General features: G+C 73.2%; 22 protein-coding genes. 5 read left to right on the forward strand and 17 right to left on the reverse strand.

Going from position 1 to position 22,521, the window contains the following annotated elements:
- Positions 1-26 precede the first annotated feature (26 nt).
- On the forward strand, positions 27-1,898 hold the full coding sequence (locus Asera_RS05265) for an NHL domain-containing thioredoxin family protein (protein WP_030445201.1): 1,872 nt from the start codon (positions 27-29) through the stop codon (positions 1,896-1,898).
- Between the two features lie 80 nt (positions 1,899-1,978).
- On the opposite strand, the gene Asera_RS05270 is transcribed toward Asera_RS05265, so the two are convergent.
- From Asera_RS05270 to Asera_RS05285, 4 genes are all read right to left on the reverse strand, one after another.
- Complete coding sequence (locus Asera_RS05270) at positions 1,979-2,575, reverse strand: dihydrofolate reductase family protein (protein ID WP_030445202.1); 597 nt, start codon at positions 2,573-2,575, stop codon at positions 1,979-1,981.
- Between the two features lie 130 nt (positions 2,576-2,705).
- A complete protein-coding gene (locus Asera_RS05275) occupies positions 2,706-3,476 on the reverse strand; it encodes a LamB/YcsF family protein (RefSeq protein ID WP_030445203.1) in 771 nt (256 codons plus the stop codon).
- Positions 3,467-4,537 carry a 5-oxoprolinase subunit C family protein gene (locus Asera_RS05280; protein ID WP_030445204.1) on the reverse strand — a complete coding sequence of 357 codons (1,071 nt, stop codon included), beginning with the start codon at positions 4,535-4,537 and terminating at the stop codon, positions 3,467-3,469. Before Asera_RS05280 ends, Asera_RS05275 begins: the two co-directional genes overlap by 10 nt.
- Positions 4,534-5,268, reverse strand: a complete 735-nt coding sequence (locus Asera_RS05285; RefSeq protein ID WP_030445205.1) for a 5-oxoprolinase subunit B family protein — start codon at positions 5,266-5,268, stop codon at positions 4,534-4,536. Before Asera_RS05285 ends, Asera_RS05280 begins: the two co-directional genes overlap by 4 nt.
- Positions 5,269-5,476: 208 nt before the next feature.
- On the opposite strand from Asera_RS05285, the gene Asera_RS05290 reads away from it, so the two are divergent.
- Complete coding sequence (locus Asera_RS05290; RefSeq protein ID WP_157034699.1) at positions 5,477-5,830, forward strand: hypothetical protein; 354 nt, start codon at positions 5,477-5,479, stop codon at positions 5,828-5,830.
- 6 nt (positions 5,831-5,836) lie between these two features.
- Here Asera_RS05290 and Asera_RS05295 read toward each other — a convergent pair whose 3' ends face one another.
- The 6 genes from Asera_RS05295 to Asera_RS05320 all read right to left on the reverse strand — a co-directional run bounded on the left by Asera_RS05295 (position 5,837) and on the right by Asera_RS05320 (position 12,614).
- Positions 5,837-6,535 carry a GNAT family N-acetyltransferase gene (locus tag Asera_RS05295; RefSeq protein ID WP_030445207.1) on the reverse strand — a complete coding sequence of 233 codons (699 nt, stop codon included), beginning with the start codon at positions 6,533-6,535 and terminating at the stop codon, positions 5,837-5,839.
- On the reverse strand, positions 6,532-6,984 hold the full coding sequence (locus Asera_RS05300; protein WP_244844150.1) for a histidine phosphatase family protein: 453 nt from the start codon (positions 6,982-6,984) through the stop codon (positions 6,532-6,534). The genes Asera_RS05295 and Asera_RS05300 overlap by 4 nt, the downstream gene beginning before the upstream one ends.
- 248 nt (positions 6,985-7,232) lie before the next feature.
- A complete protein-coding gene (locus Asera_RS05305; RefSeq protein WP_030445209.1) occupies positions 7,233-9,134 on the reverse strand; it encodes an acyl-CoA dehydrogenase in 1,902 nt (633 codons plus the stop codon).
- A 429-nt stretch (positions 9,135-9,563) separates the two neighbouring features.
- A complete protein-coding gene (locus Asera_RS05310) occupies positions 9,564-10,697 on the reverse strand; it encodes a PP2C family protein-serine/threonine phosphatase (RefSeq protein WP_084131054.1) in 1,134 nt (377 codons plus the stop codon).
- 208 nt (positions 10,698-10,905) lie between these two features.
- A complete protein-coding gene (locus Asera_RS05315) occupies positions 10,906-11,412 on the reverse strand; it encodes a septal ring lytic transglycosylase RlpA family protein (RefSeq protein ID WP_157034700.1) in 507 nt (168 codons plus the stop codon).
- A 353-nt stretch (positions 11,413-11,765) separates the two neighbouring features.
- The gene (locus tag Asera_RS05320) at positions 11,766-12,614 is read right to left on the reverse strand and encodes a polyprenol monophosphomannose synthase (protein ID WP_084131115.1); all 849 of its coding nucleotides are present in this window, start codon (positions 12,612-12,614) and stop codon (positions 11,766-11,768) included.
- Between the two features lie 239 nt (positions 12,615-12,853).
- Between Asera_RS05320 and Asera_RS05325 the strand changes: the two genes are divergently transcribed.
- Both Asera_RS05325 and Asera_RS05330 read left to right on the forward strand, forming a co-directional pair.
- Positions 12,854-13,906, forward strand: coding sequence for a questin oxidase family protein (locus tag Asera_RS05325; protein ID WP_035295876.1), 1,053 nt, complete (start codon positions 12,854-12,856; stop codon positions 13,904-13,906).
- A 173-nt stretch (positions 13,907-14,079) separates the two neighbouring features.
- The gene (locus Asera_RS05330) at positions 14,080-14,634 is read left to right on the forward strand and encodes a GtrA family protein (RefSeq protein WP_051801965.1); all 555 of its coding nucleotides are present in this window, start codon (positions 14,080-14,082) and stop codon (positions 14,632-14,634) included.
- A gap of 166 nt (positions 14,635-14,800) precedes the next feature.
- Here the strand turns inward: Asera_RS05330 and Asera_RS05335 are convergent, their stop codons facing one another.
- The 3 genes from Asera_RS05335 to Asera_RS05345 form a co-directional block, all read right to left on the reverse strand.
- Positions 14,801-15,493, reverse strand: coding sequence for a GOLPH3/VPS74 family protein (locus Asera_RS05335; RefSeq protein ID WP_051801966.1), 693 nt, complete (start codon positions 15,491-15,493; stop codon positions 14,801-14,803).
- 61 nt (positions 15,494-15,554) lie between these two features.
- Complete coding sequence (locus Asera_RS05340; RefSeq protein ID WP_030445216.1) at positions 15,555-16,580, reverse strand: acetamidase/formamidase family protein; 1,026 nt, start codon at positions 16,578-16,580, stop codon at positions 15,555-15,557.
- Between the two features lie 16 nt (positions 16,581-16,596).
- Positions 16,597-17,997, reverse strand: coding sequence for an APC family permease (locus Asera_RS05345; RefSeq protein ID WP_211255514.1), 1,401 nt, complete (start codon positions 17,995-17,997; stop codon positions 16,597-16,599).
- 317 nt (positions 17,998-18,314) lie between these two features.
- Here Asera_RS05345 and Asera_RS05350 point away from each other — a divergent pair, with 317 nt between their 5' ends.
- Entirely contained in the window at positions 18,315-19,286 is a 972-nt protein-coding gene (locus Asera_RS05350; protein ID WP_030445218.1) for a ketopantoate reductase family protein, read from the forward strand.
- A 44-nt stretch (positions 19,287-19,330) separates the two neighbouring features.
- On the opposite strand, the gene Asera_RS05355 is transcribed toward Asera_RS05350, so the two are convergent.
- The 4 genes from Asera_RS05355 to Asera_RS05370 all read right to left on the reverse strand — a co-directional run bounded on the left by Asera_RS05355 (position 19,331) and on the right by Asera_RS05370 (position 22,391).
- The gene (locus tag Asera_RS05355) at positions 19,331-20,266 is read right to left on the reverse strand and encodes a hypothetical protein (RefSeq protein ID WP_030445219.1); all 936 of its coding nucleotides are present in this window, start codon (positions 20,264-20,266) and stop codon (positions 19,331-19,333) included.
- Positions 20,267-20,416: 150 nt separating this feature from the next.
- On the reverse strand, positions 20,417-20,821 hold the full coding sequence (locus Asera_RS05360; RefSeq protein WP_030445220.1) for a hypothetical protein: 405 nt from the start codon (positions 20,819-20,821) through the stop codon (positions 20,417-20,419).
- 261 nt (positions 20,822-21,082) lie between these two features.
- Complete coding sequence (locus Asera_RS05365) at positions 21,083-21,826, reverse strand: hypothetical protein (RefSeq protein WP_157034702.1); 744 nt, start codon at positions 21,824-21,826, stop codon at positions 21,083-21,085.
- Positions 21,827-21,869: 43 nt separating this feature from the next.
- On the reverse strand, positions 21,870-22,391 hold the full coding sequence (locus tag Asera_RS05370; RefSeq protein WP_030445222.1) for an RNA polymerase sigma factor: 522 nt from the start codon (positions 22,389-22,391) through the stop codon (positions 21,870-21,872).
- Positions 22,392-22,521 lie beyond the last annotated feature (130 nt).

Consider the following 22,521-nt stretch of genomic DNA (forward strand, 5'->3'; position numbering starts at 1 on the left):
GGCCGGCGCCGCGGAGAATGGTGGTCATGGCCTACCACCAGGATGATCGTCGTGCCCGGGTTCGCGCGCCGGAGCTGCGCGGCCGGCGCTGGCTGAACACCGGCGGGCGCGAGCTGAGCCTCGCCGACCTGCGCGGCCGGATCGTCCTGCTGGACTTCTGGACGTTCTGCTGCATCAACTGCCTGCACGTCATCGACGAGCTGCGGCCGATCGAGGAGAAGTACGCCGACTCGCTCGTGGTGATCGGGGTGCACTCGCCGAAGTTCGAGCACGAGAAGGCGCCGGACGCGGTGACCGCCGCCGTCGAGCGGTACGGCGTGCAGCATCCGGTTCTGGACGACCCGGACCTGTCCACCTGGCAGCAGTACGCGGCGCGCGCCTGGCCGACGCTCGCCGTCATCGACCCGCAGGGGTACGTGGTGGCGAGCATGGCCGGCGAGGGCCACGGCGACGGGCTGGACCGGCTGCTCGCCGAGCTGGTCGCCAAGCACACCGCGGACGGCACCCTGGTTCGCGGCCAGGGGCCGTACGTGCCGCCGCCGCCGGCGCCGAGCGTGCTGCGATACCCGGGCAAGGCGGTGCGGCTGCCCGGCGGCACGCTGCTGGCCAGCGACTCGTCCCGGCACCAGCTGGCCGAGCTCGCCGACGACGGCCGTAGCGTGCTGCGCCGGATCGGCAGCGGCGAGCGCGGCGCGGCGGACGGGCCGGCCGACGAGGCGTCGTTCAGCGAGCCGCAGGGCGTGCTGGTGCTGCCGGCCGAGGTCGCCGACCGGGTCGGGTACGACGTGCTGGTCGCCGACACGGTCAACCACCTGCTGCGCGGGGTGCGGCTGGCGGACGGCGCGGTGCGCACCGTCGCCGGCACCGGCGCGCCCTGGCGCGCCGACCACCGCACCGATGCCACCGCGGCCAGCGCCGGTGCTGCCCGCGCGGTCGACCTGTCCTCGCCGTGGGACCTGGCCTGGTACGAGGGTGCCGCGGTGATCGCGATGGCCGGCATCCACCAGCTGTGGCGGTTCGACCCGGTCGGCGGCACCGTGTCGCGCTGGGCCGGTACCACCACGGAGAGCCTGCGGGACGGGCCGGTCGGCGACGCGTTCCTGGCCCAGCCGTCCGGGCTGGCCGCCGACGGCGACCGGCTCTGGGTGGCCGACTCCGAATCGTCCGCCCTGCGCTACGTGCAGGGCGGCGAGCTGCACACGGTCATCGGTACCGGGCTGTTCGACTTCGGCCACGCCGACGTGCCGGGTGGCGAGCCCGCCGGCGATGGGGTCCCGCGGCCGGCGCTGGACGCGCTGCTGCAGCACCCCCTCGGGGTCGCGGTGGCGGCGAACGGCGCGGTGCTCGTCGCCGACACGTACAACGGGGCGATCCGGCGGTACGAGCCGGCGACCGGCGCGGTGACCACGCTCGCCCGCGGGCTGTCCGAGCCGTCCGACGTGCTGCCCGACCTCGATGGGCCGGGCTTCCTCGTCGTGGAGTCCGGGGCGCACCGGCTGACCCGGCCGGACCTGGCCGCCGCCGCGGCGCCGGCGGCCAGGTACCGCACCGAGCGGCCGGTCACGCCGGTCGGCGAGGGCGCGGTCACGCTGGACGTGGTGTTCGAGACCCCTCCTGGCGCGAAGCTGGACGAGAGCTACGGGCCGGCGACCCGGCTGGAGGTCACCGCGACCCCGCCGTCGCTGCTGGTCGAGGGCGCCGGGGTGGGCACCGACCTGTCCCGGCGGCTGGTGTTCGCGCCGGGCGCGAGCGGCGTGCTGTCGGTGATGGCGCAGGCGGCCACCTGCGACGCCGAGGCCGAGAACCCGGCCTGCCACCTCACCCGGCAGGACTGGGGTGTTCCGGTCACGGTCACCCCCGGCGCCGACGACACCCTCGCCCTCGTCCTCCGCGGCTGACCAGCCCCGACCCGTCCCACCCCGTCGATCACGGTACGGGCCGGCGGTACGAGTCGTGATCGACGCGCGGTGCGGCGTGGTCAGTCGTGGTGCACGCGGTAGCGGAGGTAGGCGAAGCCGTTGTCGCGGGACAGCTCGGTGAGGGTGAGCGAGCGGGAGGTCAGCCGGCGCGGCAACACCGGGGCGCCGGCGCCGAGCAGTACCGGGGCGACGCCGAGGATGATCTCGTCCAGCAGGCCCAGGTCGGCGAACTCGCCGACCAGACCCCCGCCGCCGACCAGCCAGATGTTGCGGCCGGCGGCGGCCTCGACCATCGCCGCGTGCGTACCGACGACGTCGTCGGCCACGAACCGCAGCGGGATGCCCGGCACCGGGGTCAGCTCGCGGTGGGTGAAGACCCACACCGGCGTGTCCCCGTAGTACCGCTGCCACTTCTCCGGGTGCGCGGCCATCTGCTCGTGTTCGAGCATCCACTCGTACGTGGTGGCGCCGAGCGCCATCGCGCCGACGCCCGCGAAGAACTCGGCGAACCGGTCGCCGGCCGGCTCCTCCGCCGCGCCGTCGGAACGGGCCTCCTCGCTGGAACCGTCCGCCTCGAACAACCAGTCCAGGCTGTTGTGCTCGTCCGCGATGTAGCCGTCGATGCTGGTCGCGGTGAAGTACTGGGTCAGTGTCATACGGTCAGCGTGCCGCGCCGCCCTGACAACCCATGTCAGTTCGCCGGAACGGGTCGCCAGGAGCGGCCCACGACCGAGCCCGCCGGACCGTCCCGGCGAGCTACGTGCCGCCCGAGACCGCCGGTGCGGGTCAGGGGCGGAGCAGGTCGCCGGGCGCGAACGGGGCGAGCGCCAGGCCGGCCTCGGTCAGCGCCGTGCGCAGCCGGGAGGCCAGCGCCACCGCGCCCGGCGTGTCACCGTGCACGCACAGCGAGTCGATCGCGATCGGCAGCGAGGCGCCGTTGACCGCCACCACCTCGCCGCCCACCGCCATCCGCAGCGCCCGGGCGACCACCTCGTCCGGGTCGGTGACGAGCGCGCCCGGGTCCCGCCGGGACACCAGCGTGCCGTCCGGGGCGTACCCGCGGTCCGCGAACCCCTCCGCCACGGTGCGCAGCCCGACCTCGGCCGCGCAGCGCAGCAGCGCCGAGCCGGGCAGCCCCAGTACCGGCAGGGTCGGGTCGTACTCGGCCACCGCCCGGGCCACGGCCGCCGCCTGCGCCTCGTCGCGTACCGCGGTGTTGTAGAGCGCGCCGTGCGGCTTGACGTAGGTGACGCGGGTACCGGCGACCCGGCAGAAGCCGTCCAGCGCGGCGAGCTGGTAGAGCACGTCGTCGGTCAGCTCGCCCGGGTCGTAGTCGATCCGCCGCCGGCCGAAGCCGGCGAGATCCCGGTAGCCGACCTGGGCGCCGACGGCGACACCCTGCGCGGCCGCGCCGGCACACACCCGGCGCATCGTCGTCGGGTCCCCGGCGTGGAACCCGCAGGCCACGTTCGCGCTGGTCACGATCGCGAGCAGGGCGTCGTCGTCGCCGAGCGTCCAGCGTCCGAACCCCTCGCCGAGGTCACTGTTCAGGTCCATCCGGGCACTCCTTCGGACTCGAACCGGACCGGCGTACCGGGCCGGGCCTGCGCGGCGCGCGGCACGTCGTCGGGGTCCACGACCGCGATCACCGGGTAGCCGCCGGTGGTGGGATGGTCGGCCAGGAACACCAGCGGTTCGCCGCCCGCCGGTACCTGGACCGCACCGAGGACGACGCCCTCGCTGGGCAGTTCCGCGTCGACCGCCCGCGCCAGCGCCGGCCCGGCCAACCGCATGCCGACCCGGTTGCTCGTCGGCGAGACCCGGTAGTCCGCGGAGAGCAACGTCCGCACCGCCGCCGGGGTGAACCAGTCCACCCGCGGCCCCGGATGCACCCGCAACACCACCGCTGCCGCGCCACCCGCGCCGGCCCGGCCCGCGTCGCCGTGGCCTGCGTCCCCGTCCGGGCCGGCACCAGTTCGGCCGGTGCCGGTCCGGGCCGCGTCGATGCCGCCGGCGCCGGTGTGGCCGGTGCCGGTCCGGGCCGCGTCGATGCTGCCGGTGCCGGTGTGGCCGGTGCCGGTCCGGGCCGCGTCGGTGCCGCCGGCGCCGGTCGGTGCGGCGGCGATCGCCTCGTCGTCGGCGGCGCGGACCGCGCGTGGCGGGCCGATCGGAATCGCGTCGCCCTTCCGCAGCGGGGCCGGGCCGAGGCCGGACAGGGTGTCGGTGGCGCGGCTGCCGAGCACCGGCGGGACCGCGACGCCGCCGCCGACGGCGAGGTAACTGCGCAGCCCGGTACGGGCGGTGCCGACGGCGAGCTCCGCACCGGCCGGCACCCGTACCGCCGCGCCGTGCGGCACCTCGGCCCCGGCGACCCGCACCGGGGCCGGCGCACCGGTGACCGCGACGAGCAGTGGCTCCTCGGCCCGCAGTACCGCGCCGGTGACGGTGAACTCCAACCCGGCCGCGCCCGGCTCGTTGCCCACCAGCCGGTTCGCCAGCTCCAGCGCCGGCAGGTCGGCGGCGCCCGAGCGGGGCACGCCGAGGTACGCGAGGCCCGGCCGGCCCCGGTCCTGCACCGTGGTCAGCAGCCCCGGCTTGAGCACCGTCAACGCCCTCATCCGCGGACCGCCCGGAACGTCACCCGGGTACCGGGGGTCAGCAGCGCCGGCGGCGACGCGTCCGGGTCGAACAGCACCCGGTCGGTACGGCCGATCAGCCGCCACCCGCCCGGCGACGGCGACGGGTAGACGCCGGAGTACTCGCCGGCCAGGCCGACCGAGCCGGCCGGCACCCGGGGCCGCGGGCTGTCCCGGCGCGGCACCGCCAGCTCGGCCGGCAGCCCGGTCAGGTAGCCGAAGCCCGGCGAGAAGCCGCAGAACGCCACCCGGAACTCGGTGCCGGTGTGCCGGGCGACCACCCCGTCGACGCTGGTACCCCACAACTCGGCGACCTCGGCGAGGTCGGGCCCGTCGTACACGCAGTCGAGCTCGACGTGCGCCGCCCCGACCGGCGGGATCCGGGGCCTGGCAGGGCGTTCGGCCGCCTCGTCGGAACGGTTCTCGACCGTCCCGCCGCCGCTGCCGGCCTGCTCGCCGGAGGGAAACGCGGCGGCCCCGCCGGCAGGGCTGCCGGTCGGCGCGGCGGGGAAACCGTCCGCCAGGCTCGCGGCCAGCGCGGCGGGGTCGGGGACACCGTCCACCAGCACCGTACGGGCGGCCGGGACCAGGTCGGTCGCGGCCAGCGCACCGCTGGCCCGGCGCCGCTGCACCTCGGCGTGCCAGGCGGCGACCTCGGCCGCGTCCGCACACTCCAGCAGCACCGCGTGCGGCCCCGCCGGTCGGATCCTCATGCTCCGGTCCGATCGTCGATGCCGGCGGCCGTCGGCCGCGTCGTGGAGTCCCGTGAGCCGCGGGTGCCACGACACGGTCTGACCGAATCGACGGACGTCACGCTGCTCACCCTACGTCCGACCGGGCGCGGCGCGCCGGCCCGACGCGACCGTCCGGTCTCCACTGGTCGCGGCCCGGCCCGCGGCGCCGGCACGTTACCGTGGACCGATGCGGATCCGCATGTTCTCCCTGGTCACGGCCGCCGCGCTGGCAGCTGTCGGGCTGGCCGGCTGCGGCGAATCGGGTTCCGACGACCCGGCGAAGGCCGATGCCAGGGCCGCCTGCGGCCTGCTCGACCGGATGGGCGCCATCCGCATGTCGGACCGGAAGAACCCCGCCTTCTACGAGCTGAGCGCCGCCGTCAGCCTGGCGATGGGTGCCGCGGAGCGGGACGCCAGCTACCGGCCGCTGCGCGACGCACTGCGGAAGGCGAGCGACGGCATCGCGCAGAAGTTCACCGCGGACAACCCGATCACCCGGGACAACCTGAAGAAGGCCAGGGACATCTGCGCCGACCTGTGAGCGCGTTCAGCGCGGGGTGAGCACCACGTGCGTGTCGACCCGCTGGTACCCGAGGCGGCGGTAGATCCGGGCCGGCCCGTCCTCGGCGTGCAGCCACACCGGTCCGTCGGTCAGCCCGGTCGCCGCCACCGTCGCCGCCACCGAGAGCGCGGCGCCGATGCCACGCCGGCGGTACTCCGGCCGTACCGTCACCGCTGACACGTACGCCGTGTCCCCGGCGCGCTGCGCGAGCGCGCACCCCACCGGCTCGCCGTCGATCCGGCCCACCAGGAACCGGTACCGCGGGCTGGCCAGGTGTCGCGCCGTCGCCAGCGGCGCGAGCTGCGCCCCGTAGACGGCGAGGAATTCGGCCGGATCGCGGGGCGCGCCGATCGACAGGCCCGGCACCGGCGCCGCGCCGACCGGGTCGGCCAGCGCGTACACCGGCAGTACCAGCCACTCGGAAAGGCCGCGGTACGCCGGTGCGGCGGTGTCGGCCGCCGACACCTTCACCGACCAGGGCCCGCCGTGGCCGGCCAGCCAGTCGGCCACCGGAGTCAGGTCGTCGGGTGGCGTCACCGGGCGCGCCCAGGTCGCCCACGGCTGGTCGATTCCGTAGCTGGCGCAGGCGATCCCGGCCACGGTCGCCGAGTCGCCGCCGACCTCGGCCAGATCGGCCATCGCGGCCTCACCGCGCGTCAACCGCGCCCGCAGCGCCGCGGTCACGCCGGCCAGCCCGACACGTACCGCCAGCCGTCCGCGTTGTACTCGGCCACCGCGACGTCGCCGTCGGCGAGCGGCGCGGCGTGCACCCGGACCGGCGACAGGCCGGCGCACAGCGCCGCGAGCGGCAGCTCCAGCCCGCCGGCGACCACCGCGACGGTCTGCCCGCGATGGCGTTCGGCGATCTCCGCCAGTGTCGCGCCGAACCGGTCCAGGACCTGCTGCCCGCTTTCCCCGTTCGCCGCGGGCGCCGACATGTCGCCGGCCAGCAGCCATCGGTCGCGCGGCGCAGCCCCGGGGTCGGCCAGCCCGGCCCGCTCCTCCACCGGCACCTCGACCGCGCCGGTGAGCCGCGGCCCGTCCGGCGCCACGTAGACCCGCACCGGCCGGTGCGCAGTCAGCACCGCGGCGTCCCCGCCGGCCAGGCAGAGCACCCGGGCCACGCACATCATGTCCGCCACACCACGACCCTACGGCGCCCGGCCGCACGCCGGCCATCACCTTTCGTCGCGACCGGGTCGCCGCCCCGGACGACCGGCGCCGACCGGCCGGACTTCCGGCGACCGGGTGCATCGGCGACCGAGTGGCACAGCGACCGAGTGGCACAGCGACCGAGTGGCACAGCGACCGGGTGGCACAGCGACCGACCCCCGTCGCGCGAGGCGCGGCGGGGGTCGGCGGGGCGGGAGGACAGGCCCGGTCAGAACGCTTCTTCGGGGAGGTCCATCGGCTCCAGGGTGGCGGCCTCGACGACGGCGCGGTCGCCGGCCAGCCGGGGCAGCACCTCGGCGGCGAAGAAGCTCGCCGTGGCGACCTTGCCCTGGTAGAACAGCCGGTCGTCGGCGGAGACCTCGCCGTCCAGCTTGGTCAGCGCGACCTCGGCCTGACGGGCCAGCAGCCAGCCGATGACCAGGTCGCCCATGCCGAGGAGCAGCCGGCGCAGGTGCAGTGCCGCCTTGTAAATCGAGCGCGGCTCGCCCTGCTGGGCGGCACCGGCGTACTCGAAGATCTTGCCGAGCATGCCCTGCACGTTCTCCAGGGCGGTGTTCAGCGAGGCGCGGACCTCCTTGAGCCGGCCGTTGCCGGCCTCGGCGTCGATGAACGCCTTGATGTCGCCGGCCACCTGCATCAGCGCCTTGCCCTGGTCCTTCACGATCTTGCGGAAGAACAGGTCCTGGGACTGGATCGCCGTGGTGCCCTCGTACAGGGTGTCGATCTTCGAATCGCGGATGTACTGCTCCAGCGGGTAGTCCTGCAGGAAGCCGGACCCGCCGAAGGTCTGCAGCGACTCCGAACCGAGCAGCTCGTACCCGCGCTCCGAGCCGCAGCCCTTGACGATCGGCAGCAGCAGGTCGTTGACCCGGCGGGCCAGCTTCGCCGCCTTCTCGTCGCCCTCGGCCTCGGCGACGATCGCCGCGTCCTGCCAGTTCGCGGTGTAGGCGACGAGCGCCCGCAGCCCCTCCGCGTACGACTTCTGCAGCAGCAGCGAGCGCCGCACGTCCGGGTGGTGGGTGACGGTGACCCGCGGCGCGTGGCTGCCGGGGTTGGTCAGGTCGGCGCCCTGCACCCGGGACCTGGCGTAGTCGAGCGCGTTCAGGTAGCCGGTGGACAGCGCCGACATGGCCTTGGTGCCGACCATCATCCGGGCGTACTCGATGATGTGGAACATCTGCTTGATGCCCTCGTGCACCTCACCGAGCAGCCAGCCCTTGGCCGGCGTGCCGTCGCCGAGGGTCAGCTCGCAGGTGGTGGAGACCTTCAGCCCCATCTTGTGCTCGACGTTGGTCACGTAGGCGCCGTTGCGCTCGCCCAGCTCGCCGGTCTTCGGGTCGAACAGGAACTTCGGCACCACGAACAGCGACAGCCCCTTGGTACCGGGTCCGCCCGCACCCTCGACGCCTTCATGGCCCCGAGTCGCTGCTTGGCCGCCGGGTTGGCGACTCGGCGCCATGACCGGCCGGGCCAGCACGTAGTGGATGATGTTGTCGGCCATGTCGTGCTCGGCGGACGTGATGAACCGCTTCACGCCCTCGATGTGCCACGACCCGTCGTCCTGCCGGTACGCCTTGGTGCGGCCGGCGCCGACGTCGGAGCCGGCGTCGGGCTCGGTGAGCACCATCGTCGCGCCCCAGCGCTTGTCGGCGAACAGCTTCGCCCACTCCTGCTGCTCGGGCGTGCCCAGGTTGTACAGCGTGCCGGCGAAGCTCGGGCCCGCGGCGTACATGAACGCGGCCGGGTTGGCACCGAGGATCAGCTCGGAGGTGGACCACCAGAGCGCGCGCGGCACCGGGGTGCCGCCCATCCCCTCCGGGATGTCCATCCGCCAGTACTCGGCCTCCATCATCTGCTTGAACGGCTTGGCGAACGCCTCCGGCACGTGCACCGAGTGCGTCTGCGGGTCGAACACCGGCGGGGTCCGGTCACCGATGGCGAACGACTCGGCGAGGTCCTCCCGGGCGAACCGGTCGATCTCGGCCAGCAGGCCGCGCGCGGTGTCCGCGTCGATCTCCGGGAACGGCTGCTTGCCCAGCCGGTCCGCGGTCCCGAACATCTCGAACAGGTTGAATTCGAGGTCCCGCAGGTTGCTCTTGTAGTGCCCCATGTGTGCACGCTCCCGGACTGTGCTCGGCCCGGTCGACGCCGCCATCACCGCCGACCCGTACTCTTCGGTAACCAACTGTATTACTCATCGGTAACCGCGGGCAAGCCGATCTCGCCTTGGCGCCCCACCGTGACCCGCGTCACCGCGTCCCGAATGCCTCGTTGGTACCGGTGGAGTGCCGGGTCGGTTCGCCGAACCGTCCGCCGAGCCGCGGAGCCCGCGCAGGTCCACCGACGCACGCCGCCCGCCGGCCCCCTCCGGCGATCTGCGGCCGGCCGGGAGGAGGCCAGGACGATGTTGACCATCCTGCTGAACAGGCTCCGCCGAAACCGCTACATCGGCCGGCACCGCGCCGGCACCGTCGCCCTCGGCCTGCGCTCGAGCTGATCGCGAGGTCCAGCAACCGGAAGGTGCCGGCACACCGCCCGCTCAGGCGTCCCGTGCTCCGGGGTTGGCGACGTCGCCGACCTCCCAGGACGGTGTCGCGGTGCGCGCCTCGCCGGCCAGCCCGGCGCCGGTGTACTCGAGCAGCACCAGGGCGATGTCGTCATCCAGCATGCCGTTGACCCACTCCAGCAGCGCGGCCTCCAGCGAGGCCAGGCCGTCCTGCACGGTGCCGTGCCCGAGCAGGCCCCAGGCGCGGTCCTCGATCGGGAAGAACTCGCCGTCCCGCCGCGCCTCGGCCAGCCCGTCGGTGTAGAGCAGGATCCGGTCGCCCGGCTCCAGCCGCCGCACCAGCGGGCGGGCCATCGGCATGAACCCCAGCGGCGGCGCTGGTGCCGGCGGGGCGAGCGGGATGACCCGGCCCTGCCGCATCAACAACGGCGCCGGATGGCCGCAGTTGAGCACGGTGAGCGTGCCGCCGCGCTCCTCGACCAGTGCGGCGGTCACGAAGTCCTCCAGCCCGACCGAGCGGGCCACCGCCCGGTCCAGGTCGGCGAGGATCGCCCGCAGGTCGGCCCGCTCGTACGCGACGTGCCGGTACGAGCCGAGCACGACGCTGGCCAGCCGCACGGCGTCGAGGCCCTTGCCCCGCACGTCACCGATCAGCAGCCGCACCCCGTACGTGGTGTCGACCGCCTCGTACAGGTCGCCGCCGATGTCGGCCTCGGCGCTGGCCGACACGTACCGCGCGGCCAGCGGCAGGTCGCCGACCCGCGGCCCGAGCGGGCCGAGGATCGCCTTCTGTGCCACCGAGGCCAGCCGGGACAGCGCGGCGAACCGCTCCACCTGCCGCTGCCGGATCGCGCCGACCGCCGCGGCGATCGCGGCGGCGATCACGACCGCACCCACGTTGACCGCCACCGCCGTCTGCGGCCCGCTCGGTGAGGTCACCCAGAACAGCGCGGCGAGCAGCACGGACAGCACGCCGACCGGCAGCACCGTGCGCCAGGACCCGAACGCCGCCGCGATGAACGGCGGCACCGCGAGCAGTCCGACGTAGCTCGGTGCCCGGCCGTCGGCCACCTCCACCGCGCAGACCATCGCCAGCAGCACCAGGGCGGCGACAAGGCCGGCGCGCGCGTCGGGGCGCATCATGCGTCGGGCCTTGCTTCGTGGCATCGTCTTCAGGTCCCCGGGACAGAAATGGGCGCCGCGGTGGGTCGCAGCGCTCCTGGAGTGCGGTGTTCCCAGGATGCAGTGCACCGTTGGGAAGAATCTCTACACCTGAGAATGCTGCACCTTAGAGGATGCACTGCGGCGGGTCGTCAGGCGAGCCGCCTCGGCGCGGCGTCCCGGCCGGGGTTTGGGCCGGTCACGCACAAAGCGGTCAGTACAGCACCTGGTAGTTGACCGTGGTCGCATCGCTGGACAGCGACGCGATCTTCGCGTAGGCGCCCGAGGTGAGCTGGAAGCAACGATCATTGGCGTACGGCCCGCGGTCGTTGATCTTGACGGTCACCGACTTGCCGTTGCTCGGGTTGGTGAGCTGCACCTTGGTCCCGAACGGAAGGGTCATGTTGCCGGCGGTCATCGCGTTCTGATCGAACTTCTGGCCGCTCGCGGTGGTCGACCCGGTCGACGTGTAGTCGGCCTTGCAGCTGCCGCTGTCCCCGGTGACGACCGTGTGGACCGAGTCGTCGTCCTTCTTCGCGTCGGACCCCTGCGTGTCGCTCTTGCCGGCGGCGGCCGAACCGGTGGGGCGGGCCTTGTCGCGGGAGGCGCGCTTCTCGAGGGACTCGCGGTCGGGCTGGCTCTTGTTGTCGGCCGCGGCGGCCGGCTTGGTCGTCGGCCCCTCGTTGCCCGTCAGTGCGAAGGAAACCCCGCCGATGGCCATTGCTGCGACCGTGGCCCCGACCGCGATCGGGAGCACCGGCCGCGGAAACCGCCGCCGCACGTGTTTACCCTCCACGGTGCCCCCTTCGCTCAACAGGTCCCGCGGAACATAACGAACGGGTCACCCGGCAGGCAACCCCGCCAGCGTGTTGTGTCCGACGCGCGGAGTGACGATCGGTGAGTACTCGCCGGTAGGACCCGGTTTCCCGCCCGGAGCAGCGAAGACGATTGTTTTCCAGGTCACGCCGAGCCGGGGCGTTCAGTGGCGCGCGCCACTCGTACGGTGACGGACCGTACGCACGGGACCGCATGGTGGAGACCGCCACGACCCGGACACCGGCCGGCGCCAGCGGGTCAGCGGCCGAAGGTGCGGCGCTGCCGGCGCAGCCGCAACGGCACCAGCGCCGACTCCAGCTGCACCGCGAAGCTCATCTTCGAGGCGCCGCGGGCCCGCTCGTCGAACCGGATCGGTACCTCGACCACCTTGTGACCGCGCAGCACGGCGCGGTAGTTCATCTCCACCTGGAAGCTGTAGCCGTTGCTGCCGATCGACTCCAGCCGCAGGTCGCGCAGCGTGCCGGCGCGCCACAGCTTGAACCCGGCGGTCACGTCCCGGATCCGCAGCGACAGCAGCCGCTGGACGTAGAAGTTGGCCCAGGCGGACAGCAGCCGTCGGTGCACGCCCCACTCCTCGGCCAGCACGCCACCGGTGACGTACCGGGAGCCGATGACGACGCCGGCCCGGGTGGCGAGCAGCGTGCCGAGCATCTCCGGCAGCGCCTCCGGCGGGTGCGAGAGGTCGGCGTCCATCTGGACCACGAAGTCGGCGCCGGCGTCGAGCGCGCGGGTCATGCCGTCCACGTACGCCCGGCCGAGGCCCTCCTTGGCGGTCCGGTGCACCACGCTCAGCCGCCCGTCGTACTCGGTGGCCAGCCGGTCGGCGAGCTCGCCGGTACCGTCCGGGCTGTTGTCGTCGACCACCAGCACCCGTAGCTGCGGCAGCGGCAGCGCGAACAGCGCCTTCGTGATGATCGGCAGGTTGTCGGCCTCGTTGTAGGTGGGCAGCACCACCGTGACGGCCGAGTCGCACCACGGTTTCGGCAGCTCCACCGCGGTGGCGGCACGCTCGATCACCGGGTCGGTCGGCACGGCGGGCGGCGGCACCCGGTCCACGGCGGGAGCCGACGGAGGTTCAGACGACATGTCCTGATCGTCCACCACGCCGTTCTGCATCGTTGCGGTACCTCCGTGGTCGACCCGCCCGCCTGTCGTCCGCCGCTCGACCCCCGGCACCGCGGGTGACCAGCCTGCCGGAGCAGCGTAGTTCATCCATACCGCCCGATTCGGCGCCGCCGATCCGTCCGGTTGTCCACGCTTGACTTCAATCGAACGTGAAGTTCAACGATGTGCGGGCAGGCAACGACGCTGGATGGAGGCAGGAAATGCCGGACGGAGTACTCGACGAGGCGTACGAGCGGCTGCACCGCACCGGCCCCGAGCGACAGGGCTGGCTGACCAATCACGCCCCGATGGCCGTCGAGGTACTGGCTCGGCACGGCCACGAGGGTGACGTGCACGGCTGGCTGGACTGGTACCGGCCGAAGCTGACGGACATGCCGGCGCGGTCGGAGCCGATCGACGCGGCCCGGTGGCAGCCGGCGCTGGGTGATCCGCGGCGGATCGCCGACTGGGTCGACCTGCTGGTCGGCCAGGTCTCCGAACGTCCCTGGTCGGACGTGCTGGCCGAATGGTGGCCACGGCTGCTGCCGGGCATCGCGGCCGGCGCCACGCACGGGGTGATCCGGGTCGGCCACGCGGTCCGCACCCTGCGCGGTGGGGACGAGAGCCCGGCCGCGGTGGCCGAGCTGGCACACGCCCTGGCGTACTGGGCGGCGCGCTGGCAGACCGTCGGCGGGGTGAGCGCGCCGCGCGGCGGGCTGACCCCGGCGGCGGCGCTGGACCAGGTGCCGACGCTGCCCGACCAGACCGGTGGCATCCGGGACCGGCTGGCCCGGCTGGACACACTCGCCGGGTGGCCGGAGTCGGTGGCCGCCGCCGGACCGCCGGACGAACCGGACGCCGCCCGCGACTGGCTGGCCGGCCTGGTCGACGCCGCGGTCCGCCGGTACGGCCGGTACGGGTACGGGTCGCCGGTGATGCTGGTGCACTCGGCGACCGCGCCGAACGCGGTGCTGCGCACGTTGCCGGCGCTGCCCCGCTCGCAGTGGCTGCCCAGTGTCGGCGCCGCGTGGGCCGCCTCCGCAGCGGTGACCAGCGTGTACGCCCCGGCCGAGCCGATGCCGGCGGATCAGCTGGGCAGTGGCCCGAGCGGTACCGACCCGCGTACCGAGGTGCTCGACCGGGCCGCGGCCCACCGGGACGAGCACGTGCTCAAGTTCGTGGACACCGCGCTGGACGCGCACGCCCGTACCGGTGATCCGGCCGTGCTGGTCGCCGCGTCCGACGTGATCACCCTGATCGACCGGGACACCTGAGCCGACGACGCAGACGAGCCCGCCACGACGGGTCGAAGACGGCGGAGGCGGACCGGACGGCTGACCGGTCCGTACCGGCCCGGGACAACGCAGGTACAGAAGGTAGTCAACGGATCACCAACGTTCCCGGGTCGGTGCGGCCGCCGTGGCGGGCGGTGCGTAGGCTCCGTCGGGTGTTCGTGGTCGACAGCGCAGTGCGGCGGGTGCCGGAACCGATCCGGTCGCTGATCATCAAGCACCACGAGGGACTCAAGTTCCTGATCGTGGGCGGTACCTGCTTCCTGATCACGGTCGCGATCAACTACGGCCTGAAGCTGACGATCCTGCACGAGAAGCCGGTGACGGCGCTGACCGTGGCGACCATCATCGCCACGATCGTGTCGTACATCCTGAACCGGGAGTGGTCGTTCCGCACCCGCGGGGGGCGCGAGCGACACCACGAGGCGCTGCTGTTCTTCCTGGTCAGCGGGCTGGGCGTGGGCGTCAACGACATCCCGCTGCTGATCAGTCGGTACGTGCTGGAGCTGCGCACCCCGGCCGTGTCGCTGCTGACCCAGGAGATCTCCGACTTCGTCAGCGGAATGATCCTGGGCACCCTGCTCGCGATGGGCTTCCGGCTCTGGGCGTTCCGGAAGTTCGTCTTCCCGCACGCGGGCGCCCGCCCGCGGCCGGACCGCACCACCCGGCTCACCGCCGTCCCCGACCAGCCCGACGACGAGGTCGCCTGAGCCTCCGCTCGGCCACCCCCGGCAGCCCGGCCGGCTCGGCGGCCTCCTTGCTCGGCGGTCTCGTGGGTCGGCGGGCAGCGAGTCGGCGGTTTCAGTGGGTTGGTGGGCTCAGTGGGTCGGCGGGCTCGCCCGGCTCGGCGGTAGGCATCCCGGCGGTACCGGGGGGTCAGCGGTAGGCGCCGAAGGCGGAGGCGGCGATCGCGGCCCGGGTCGCGGCGACCACCCGGCGGGCCGAGTCGTCCATCGCCTCGTCCACGGCGCGCCGGCGGGCGGCCCGCTCCTCGGCCGCCAGGTCCTCGTACGCGGGCGGGGCCGGACCGAGTTCGCGGCCCAGCGCGGCGAGCACCGCATCGGTCGGCGCCAGGTCCTGCGCCCAGGTCAACGCGTGCGTGAACCACGCCTCGGTGCGGCCCAGCACGCTGGGATCGACGAACTGGACCCGGTCGGTACGGAACAGCCCGAGCCGGCGCGCGGTGACCCGGCGGCACAGCCCGGTGCGCTCCAGCGACTCCAGGATCCGGACCGCCGCGTCGGGCGCGAACTGGCCCACCCACTCGGCGGCGGTGTGCGGCCGTGGTTCGCCGGCGAGCGTGTCCAGCACCGCGAGGTGCAGGGCACGGGCGTCGGGGGGCGGGCCACCGAGGTCGGCGACCTTGACCGTACCGCCGTCGGCGACGGTCACCGCCCCGCCGATCGCCGCCTCGGCGAGCAGCGCGCCGCCGAGCACCACGTCCAGCAGCCGCGGGTGGTAGCGGGTGCGGCCAGCCTCGTCGTGGCCGAGCACGAACAGCGCCTCGGGCAGCGGCAGGTGGCCGCGCGCCGAGGCGTCCCGCGGCTCGTACCGGCCCGGCCGGCTCACCGGCCCGCCTCCCTCGCGGGCAGCCCGGCTCCGGCGCGGCGACTCAGAGGCCGACGTGCGTTCATCGGCTCGACAGGTACTGCCGACCGAGGGCGCGGAGCCGCTCGTGCACCCCGTCGTACGCGGCGGCCGCGCCGACCGCGGCCAGGTACTTCTTGGCCACCTTGGCGACCATCGTGTAGTTCGTGTCGACGACGTTGCCGACCGGCGCCTGCCCGGCCTGCGCGATCAGCTGGTACGCGTCCAGGGTGTCCAGCCCGGTCAGCCCGGCCGACCAGGTGACCAGGTCGTGCTGGCTGATCCGGAAGGCGTCCTCCAGCGGCCGGGCGGAACCGGTGGACAGCAGCGCGTCGTCGGACTCCAGCCGCGGCCACGGGGTACCCACGCCCTTGATCAGGTCGACCGCGACCACGGTGTTCATCGCCGCCTCGACCGCGGCTCCGGTCACCTCGCCCTCGCCCTGCCGGCAGTGCCCGTCGCCGATGGCGAACAGCGCACCGGCCACGTTGACGCCCAGGTAGACGGTGACGCCGGCGCGCAGTTCCGGGGTGTCCATGTTGCCGCCGTGCGCGTCCGGAGTGATCGTCATCCTCGCCTCGCCGGCGGCCGGCGCCACCCCGACCGTGCCGTGCATCGGGTCCAGCGGCAGCTCGACGGTGTGCCCGGACCGGCTGGCGTGGTAGCGGACCACTCCGGCGGCCACGTCCACGTCGTACTTCCAGACCCGCTCCTCCAGCGGATCCTGCAGCGTGGCCGTGGTGTGCGTGGAGGTGAGTGCGCCGAAGTGCGGCAGCGTGGTGGTGACGGCCCAGTCCCGGGCCGGCGCGATCTCGACGAAGTGCAGGGCCAGCGTGTCGCCCGGCTCGGCACCGTCCACGTGGAACGGCCCGGTGACCGGGTTCAGGAACGGGAAGTTGCACACCTGGGAGGGCAGGTCGGCGGTGGAGCGCACCACGCCGCCGAAGCAGTCCTCGGTGTACATCGAGATCAGGTCGCCCGGCTTGACGTGCCGCACCGCGGGCCGCCCGCCGAACGTGTAGGCGTAGTCGCCGGCGCCCGGCCGGTACTCGATCAGCTCGCTCGCCATGCTGCCTCCCGCGGCGTCACACCGTCTCCTGGACCGGCTCGTCCTCGGCCATGCCCATGCTGGGCACCCGGGGCCGGCGGCCGAGAGCGTACAGCGAGGCGAGCACGATCAGGCCGAGCGTCAGCCAGGCCACGCCGAGGATCTGGGCGTTGTGGTCGGCGTTGACCTCCACCAGGACCAGGATCGCGATGCCGACCACCGGCACGACCAGGTGCACGAACACCCGCCGGCTGCGCTGCTTGATCAGGTGGTACACCACGACGCTCAGGTGCAGCAGCATGAACGCGGCGAGCGCGCCGACGTTGATCATCGAGCTGAGCAGCGCGATGCCGTCGTCCCGGCTGGACATGTACAGGCCGACGCCGAGGGTGACCAGCGCGGTCAGGAAGATCGCGTTGGTCGGCACCATCCGCTTCGGCGACACCCGGGCGAGGAACTTCGGCAACTGCCGGTCCCGGCCCATCGCGAACAGCAGCCGCGACGTCGCCACCTGCGCCACCAGCGAGTCGGCGAAACCCCAGGCGATCGCGGTGGTCAGCGCGGTCAGGGTGGACAGCCACGGCCCACCGGCGACCTTGGCCGCGTTGTAGAACGCGTTGTCCACGTCCCCCTTGATCTGCGCCGGGCCGGACACGAACATCGACGCCACCCAGGTCTGCACCATGAACAGCAGCCCGGCGAGGACCAGCGCGCCGATCAGCGCCCGGCCGACCTGGCGCGACTCGCCGCGGTTCTCCTCGGCCAGCATAGAGATGCCGTCGAAGCCGAGGAACGACAGCGCCGCCACCGACACCGCGCCGAACGCGACCGTGGTGGAGAAGTGGTGCGAGTCGAACAGCGGCTTCAGCGGGTCGCCGGTCGCCTTGCCGGTGGCCACGCCGTAGATGCCGACCGCGAGGAAGATCAGCAGTACGGCCAGCTCACCGACGAGCATCACCCGGGTGGTGACGGCGGTCAGCTTGATGCCGAAGAAGTTCACCGTGGTGTTGAACGCAAGGAAGATCAGCAGCCACGCCCACACCGGCACCCCCGGTACGAAGGTGGTCATGGCACTGCCGGCGACGAGGTAGAGCAGGCTCGGTACCAGGATGTAGTCGAGCAGCACCATCCAGCCGGCGACGAAGCCGACCGGCGGCGCGATGCCGCGCCCGGCGTACGTGTAGACCGAGCCGGCCATCGGGAACGCCTTGACCATCTGGGCGTAGGACGCCGCGGTGAAGACCATCGCGACCATGCCGATCCCGTACGCCAGCGTGACCATGCCGCCGGAGGCCTGGTACACGCTGCCGAAGATGCCGAACGGCGCGATCGGCACCATGAAGATCAGCCCGTAGAAGAGCAGATCGGGGAAGCTCAGGGATCGCCTGAGCTCCTGCTTGTACCCGAATCGCCGGAGATTGTCCTGCTCGAAGACCACGGCGCCGAACACTAGAACACCGCGTCGAGCTGCCGGGATACGTCCGGCGATCGAGGTTGTGCCACCCTCGTGCCTCTGCCGCCGATTGTCACCATCTGTGAAGGTGATTCGGGCCTATTGCCAGCATTAATCGGCTCTTACACCAGAATCTACTGCATTCCGTAAAGGGTGTGATTCACGCCACATGGTCACGAGGCGATCTCATCGAGATCACCGAGCGTGGCCCGATCCATCCGGGACGTCAGCGCGGTGCGGGCCACGCCATTCCCGGGGCCACCCGTCGCCGCGCACCGGAGCCGCCGTGGCAACCTGCGACCATGCGCTTCATCGTGTACGGCGCCGGCGCGATCGGCGGGGTCCTCGGCGGCCGGCTGCACCAGGCCGGGCAGGACGTGATGCTGATCGCCCGCGGCGAACACCTGCACCGGATCCGGCGCGACGGGCTCCGGCTCGAGGACCCGGAGACGACCGCCACGCTGCCGATCCCGGCCGTCGCCTCGCCGGCCGAGATCGACTGGCGGGACGGCGATGTCGTACTGCTGGCGATCAAGACCAACGGCACCGCCGCCGCGCTGGCCGACCTGGCCGCCGCCGCCGGCCCCGACGTCCCGGTCTGCTGCGTGCAGAACGGCGTGGCGAACGAGCGGCTCGCGCTGCGCCACTTCGGCACCGTGTACGGCGTGTGCGTGATGATGCCCGCCGGCCACCTGGAACCCGGGGTGGTACAGGCGTACTCGGTGCCCACCACCGGCATCCTCGACCTCGGCCGGTACCCGTCCGGCGTCGACGCCGGCGCCACCGCGCTCGCCGAACGGCTCGCTGCCGCCACGTTCGTCGCGCAGCCGCGGCCGGACATCATGCGCTGGAAGTACCGGAAGCTGCTGATGAACCTGGCCAACGCCGTCGGCGCGCTCGTCGCCGACGACGACAGCGACGAGGCGGTGACGCTGATCGACGCGGCCCGCGCCGAGGGCGAGACGGTACTCGCCGCCGCCGGCGTCGACGTGGTCTCGATGGCGGAGGACCGGGAACGGCGCGGCGAGATCCTGCGCATCACCCGGTTCGGCCGCACGCGGGCGGGCTCGTCGTCGTGGCAGAGCCTGTACCGGGGGACCGGCAGCGTCGAGACCGACTACCTCAACGGCGAGATCGTGCTGCTGGGCCGGCTCACCGGCGTGCCGACCCCGGTCAACGAGTTGCTGCGCCGCCGCAGCAACGAGCTCGCCCGTACCGGCGGCGCCCCCGCCTCGCTCCGCGCCGCCGACCTGCACGCCGCCCTCGGCGGCTGACACCACAGGTTCCACGGCGATCGCTCCCGGCCGAGTCGGTCCGGCTACACCGGGTCGGCTGGAGCCGAGCCCGGCTGCCGGTTGTGGAACTCGGCGGTGATCGTGGCGACGAGCGCCGCGGTTTCGATCATGCGGCGCCACAGCGCGGGATCGAGGATGTCGCGGCTCCTGTAGTAGGCGAGGAACCAGCCGTCGACGACCTCGGCGTTGGCGGGGTGGCTCTCGTTGGTCAGCACGCCGATCAGCGCGTCGGTGAAGAACTCGCGGGCGACGCGGCCGGTACCCGGTCGGCAGATCAGCCGCGGCCGGTGCCTCGACGGCAGCGTGGGGTCGTCAGCGAGGACGTCGGTACCGAAGTGGGGGTCACCCTGCGGGTAGATCGACCTGCCGCAGTCGAAGCTGACACGCGGCAGGTCGATGTCGAGCCGGACGCCAAGGTAGCGGACCGTGAACGAACTGTTCTTGCCGAACGACCGGTAGCAGGTGGCGACCTCGACGGGCCGCCCGCCCTGATCCCACTCGACCAGGTCCGACAACGACTGGTACTGCGGGTTGCTGTGCGGCCGAAGCGCGCCCGGCCGGGAACGCGGCGTGGCGGCCGGCTGCACGTCGAATTCGTTGGCCTGGGCGAACGCGATCAACTGGGCGCTGCGCCGCCAGCCCCGATGGTCCTTCAGGACGAACAGCACGTACAGGCTCCCGAAGCCGAGCACGACGATTCCGGTGCAGAAGAGGCCCGCGAGCCAGTCGCCGATGTCACCGCCCTGTGCGCCGTGCACGATCGTGACGATGACGAAGATCAACGTCAGGAATCCGCCAACGAGGCCGACCGCGATCCGCCGGTTGCCCGCGGCGCCGCGCACCTCCGTTGCGGTCTTCTTACCGAACGCACCGGCGAGCGCCTCCCGCCGCACCGCGTCGGCCTCGGCCGGGGAGGGGCGTGCGGTCAGCGGCGCGTAGTCGACCGTGCTCGGGTCCATGCGCCACACGGTAACCACTTCCGGTCCTGTACGGCTGCCGCGACCGGTGCGCCCCGATCGTCACGTGTCGATGCGGCGGTGGCCGACCAACAGCAGGGCCCAGGAAAGCGGCCGATCCGGACGGTACCCACCGCGCGGCGTTCGCCGGCGTCAGCCGCCGGCGAACGGGGGGAGCACGTCCACCGTGCACCCACCGGTCAGCTTCCGCTGGGCCCGGTAGGTGATCTCCGTGCTGCTTCCCGGCCACAGCACCGTAACGCCGCCGTACGCGACCTTCTCCGTGCCGGGGACGAGGTCCCGGTAGTGGGCATCGCCGCGCGGCGCGATCGTGGCAGACGACCACTCGCGGCCGACGTGCTCCGAGATCTTCGCGGTCTGGCTGGTGTTGTTGTGCGCGGTCCAGATGGTGACCCATCGCCCCGCCAGGGTGTCGCGGGTCGTCTTTCCGGACACGGTGATTCGTTCGTCGCCGGCGAGCGCCGGTGCCGCGAGCGCCATCGGCGCCACGACGGCGGCGCAGGCCACGGCGAGTGCGGCCGTGACCCTGCGCAGCATGCGAGAGGGGGTTTCACGGGGATCTCCAGCCCACCGCCCGCCGACGCTGCCCGCTGTGGCCGGCTGGGGTGGTCGGAGGCGATGCCCGACGCGCGTTGTCGTCACGCCGTCGGCACCGACTCCACCGTTCGGCCGATACGGCGCGCAGCGCGGCGTTCCGGCGCGACGCGGCGCTCGGGCAGGCTCGGCGCAGCCGAACGGGCCGGACGCCGCCGCGCGGCGCATCGCCGCCGCGCGGCACATCCCCGCCGCGCGGCGCGCTCAGTTCTGCCGGTGGTACCACCTGCCGACGGTGACGCCGCCGGTGCTCGACACCGGATCGCCGGTGATCGACACCGCGCCGCCGGACTGCGTGACGAGGTGCAGCCCCGAGTAGGTCCGTTCCGCCCCGGCACTGGGTTCGGAGACCGTGGCGACGTCGAACAGCACCGTCTGGTGTGGACGGACGGTCCCGCCGTACGCCTTCGCTGGGCCACCGTCGAAGTAGGTACCGTGGCCGGCCGGCAGCCGGCAGTACTCCGGATCCGCCTGCGCGCTCCCGCCACAGAGGTAGGTCAGCTCGGGGTACTTCTCGGGCAGCGTGCAGGGCTTCGCCCCGGAATAGGTCATCGAGACCGTGAACAGTGCATGCCCGCCGCCAACACCGCCGGCGTCGATCGTCGCGGCCGTCATCGCATCGAGATCGCACTCGGCGCTGGCACCGCCGTCGGACGGTCCGCGGCTCTGCCCCCCGTCCGGCCGCTCCGACAGCGAACCGGTCGGGGATGGCGTGTTCCGCCGCGACGGGCTCGCCCGGTGCGACGGGCGGTGCGACGCGGTCGCCGATCGGGTCGGCGACACCGCCGGGTGCCCGGTCGGCGCCGAACCCCAGCCCGCCGCGTACGCGGTGCCGCCGAGGCCGGCGATCGCGAGCGTCACGGCGGACGCGACCGCGACGATGCGGTGCCGGCGGCGGCGTTCGGCACCGGCGCGGATCTCGCCCGGATGCTTCAGTCTCGTGTTCATCGCGAGTCGTGCGGATCCGGCGCGCAGTGCCCGTTCGAAGCGGTCAGCCATGGTTGGCCACCTCCGAGACTCCGGCGGTCAGTTCGGCAGTGAACTCGGACAGGTGTGGGGCCAGCGCCTGCCGGCCGCGCGTCAGCCGGGCCCGCACGGTACCGACGGCGACGCCGGTCTCGGCGGCGATCTCCGGCACCGACAACCCGACCAGGTGGTACAGCACGACAGCGCGCCGCTGGTCGGGCGCGATCCGGCGCAGGGCCGCGACGATCGCCACGTAGTCCGGGTCGGCACCGGGCAGATCCTCCGGTACGCCGTGCCGCCGATGCGCGGTGAGCCGGTTACGCGCCTTGCGCCAGGTACTCACGGCGATGCGGAAGGCGATCGTACGGACCCATGCTTCCGGGCTGTCGTACCCGGCCACCCTGTCCCAGTGCTGCCACGCCCGCGCGTACGCCTCCTGCGTGATGTCCTCGGCGTCCGCCCGGTTGCCGACCATCGCGTAAACGTGGCTGGTGACGCGAGGCGCGGTGCCCAGGTAGAAGGAGTCGAAGTCGCGCGAATCGCGCACACGCTCCCCTCTCGGGACGTGGGCCGGGTCCTTCGGCCGCCGGCCTCACCCTCTTGTCACGCCCGAGTGGTGCAATTGCTGCGTGATGTCGGGGAAAATTCCCCCCGAAACCGGTTCATCACCGACAGCA

Origin of the sequence: Actinocatenispora sera (assembly GCF_018324685.1) — a bacterium.
In the GTDB taxonomy this organism is placed as follows: Bacteria; Actinomycetota; Actinomycetes; order Mycobacteriales; family Micromonosporaceae; genus Actinocatenispora; species Actinocatenispora sera.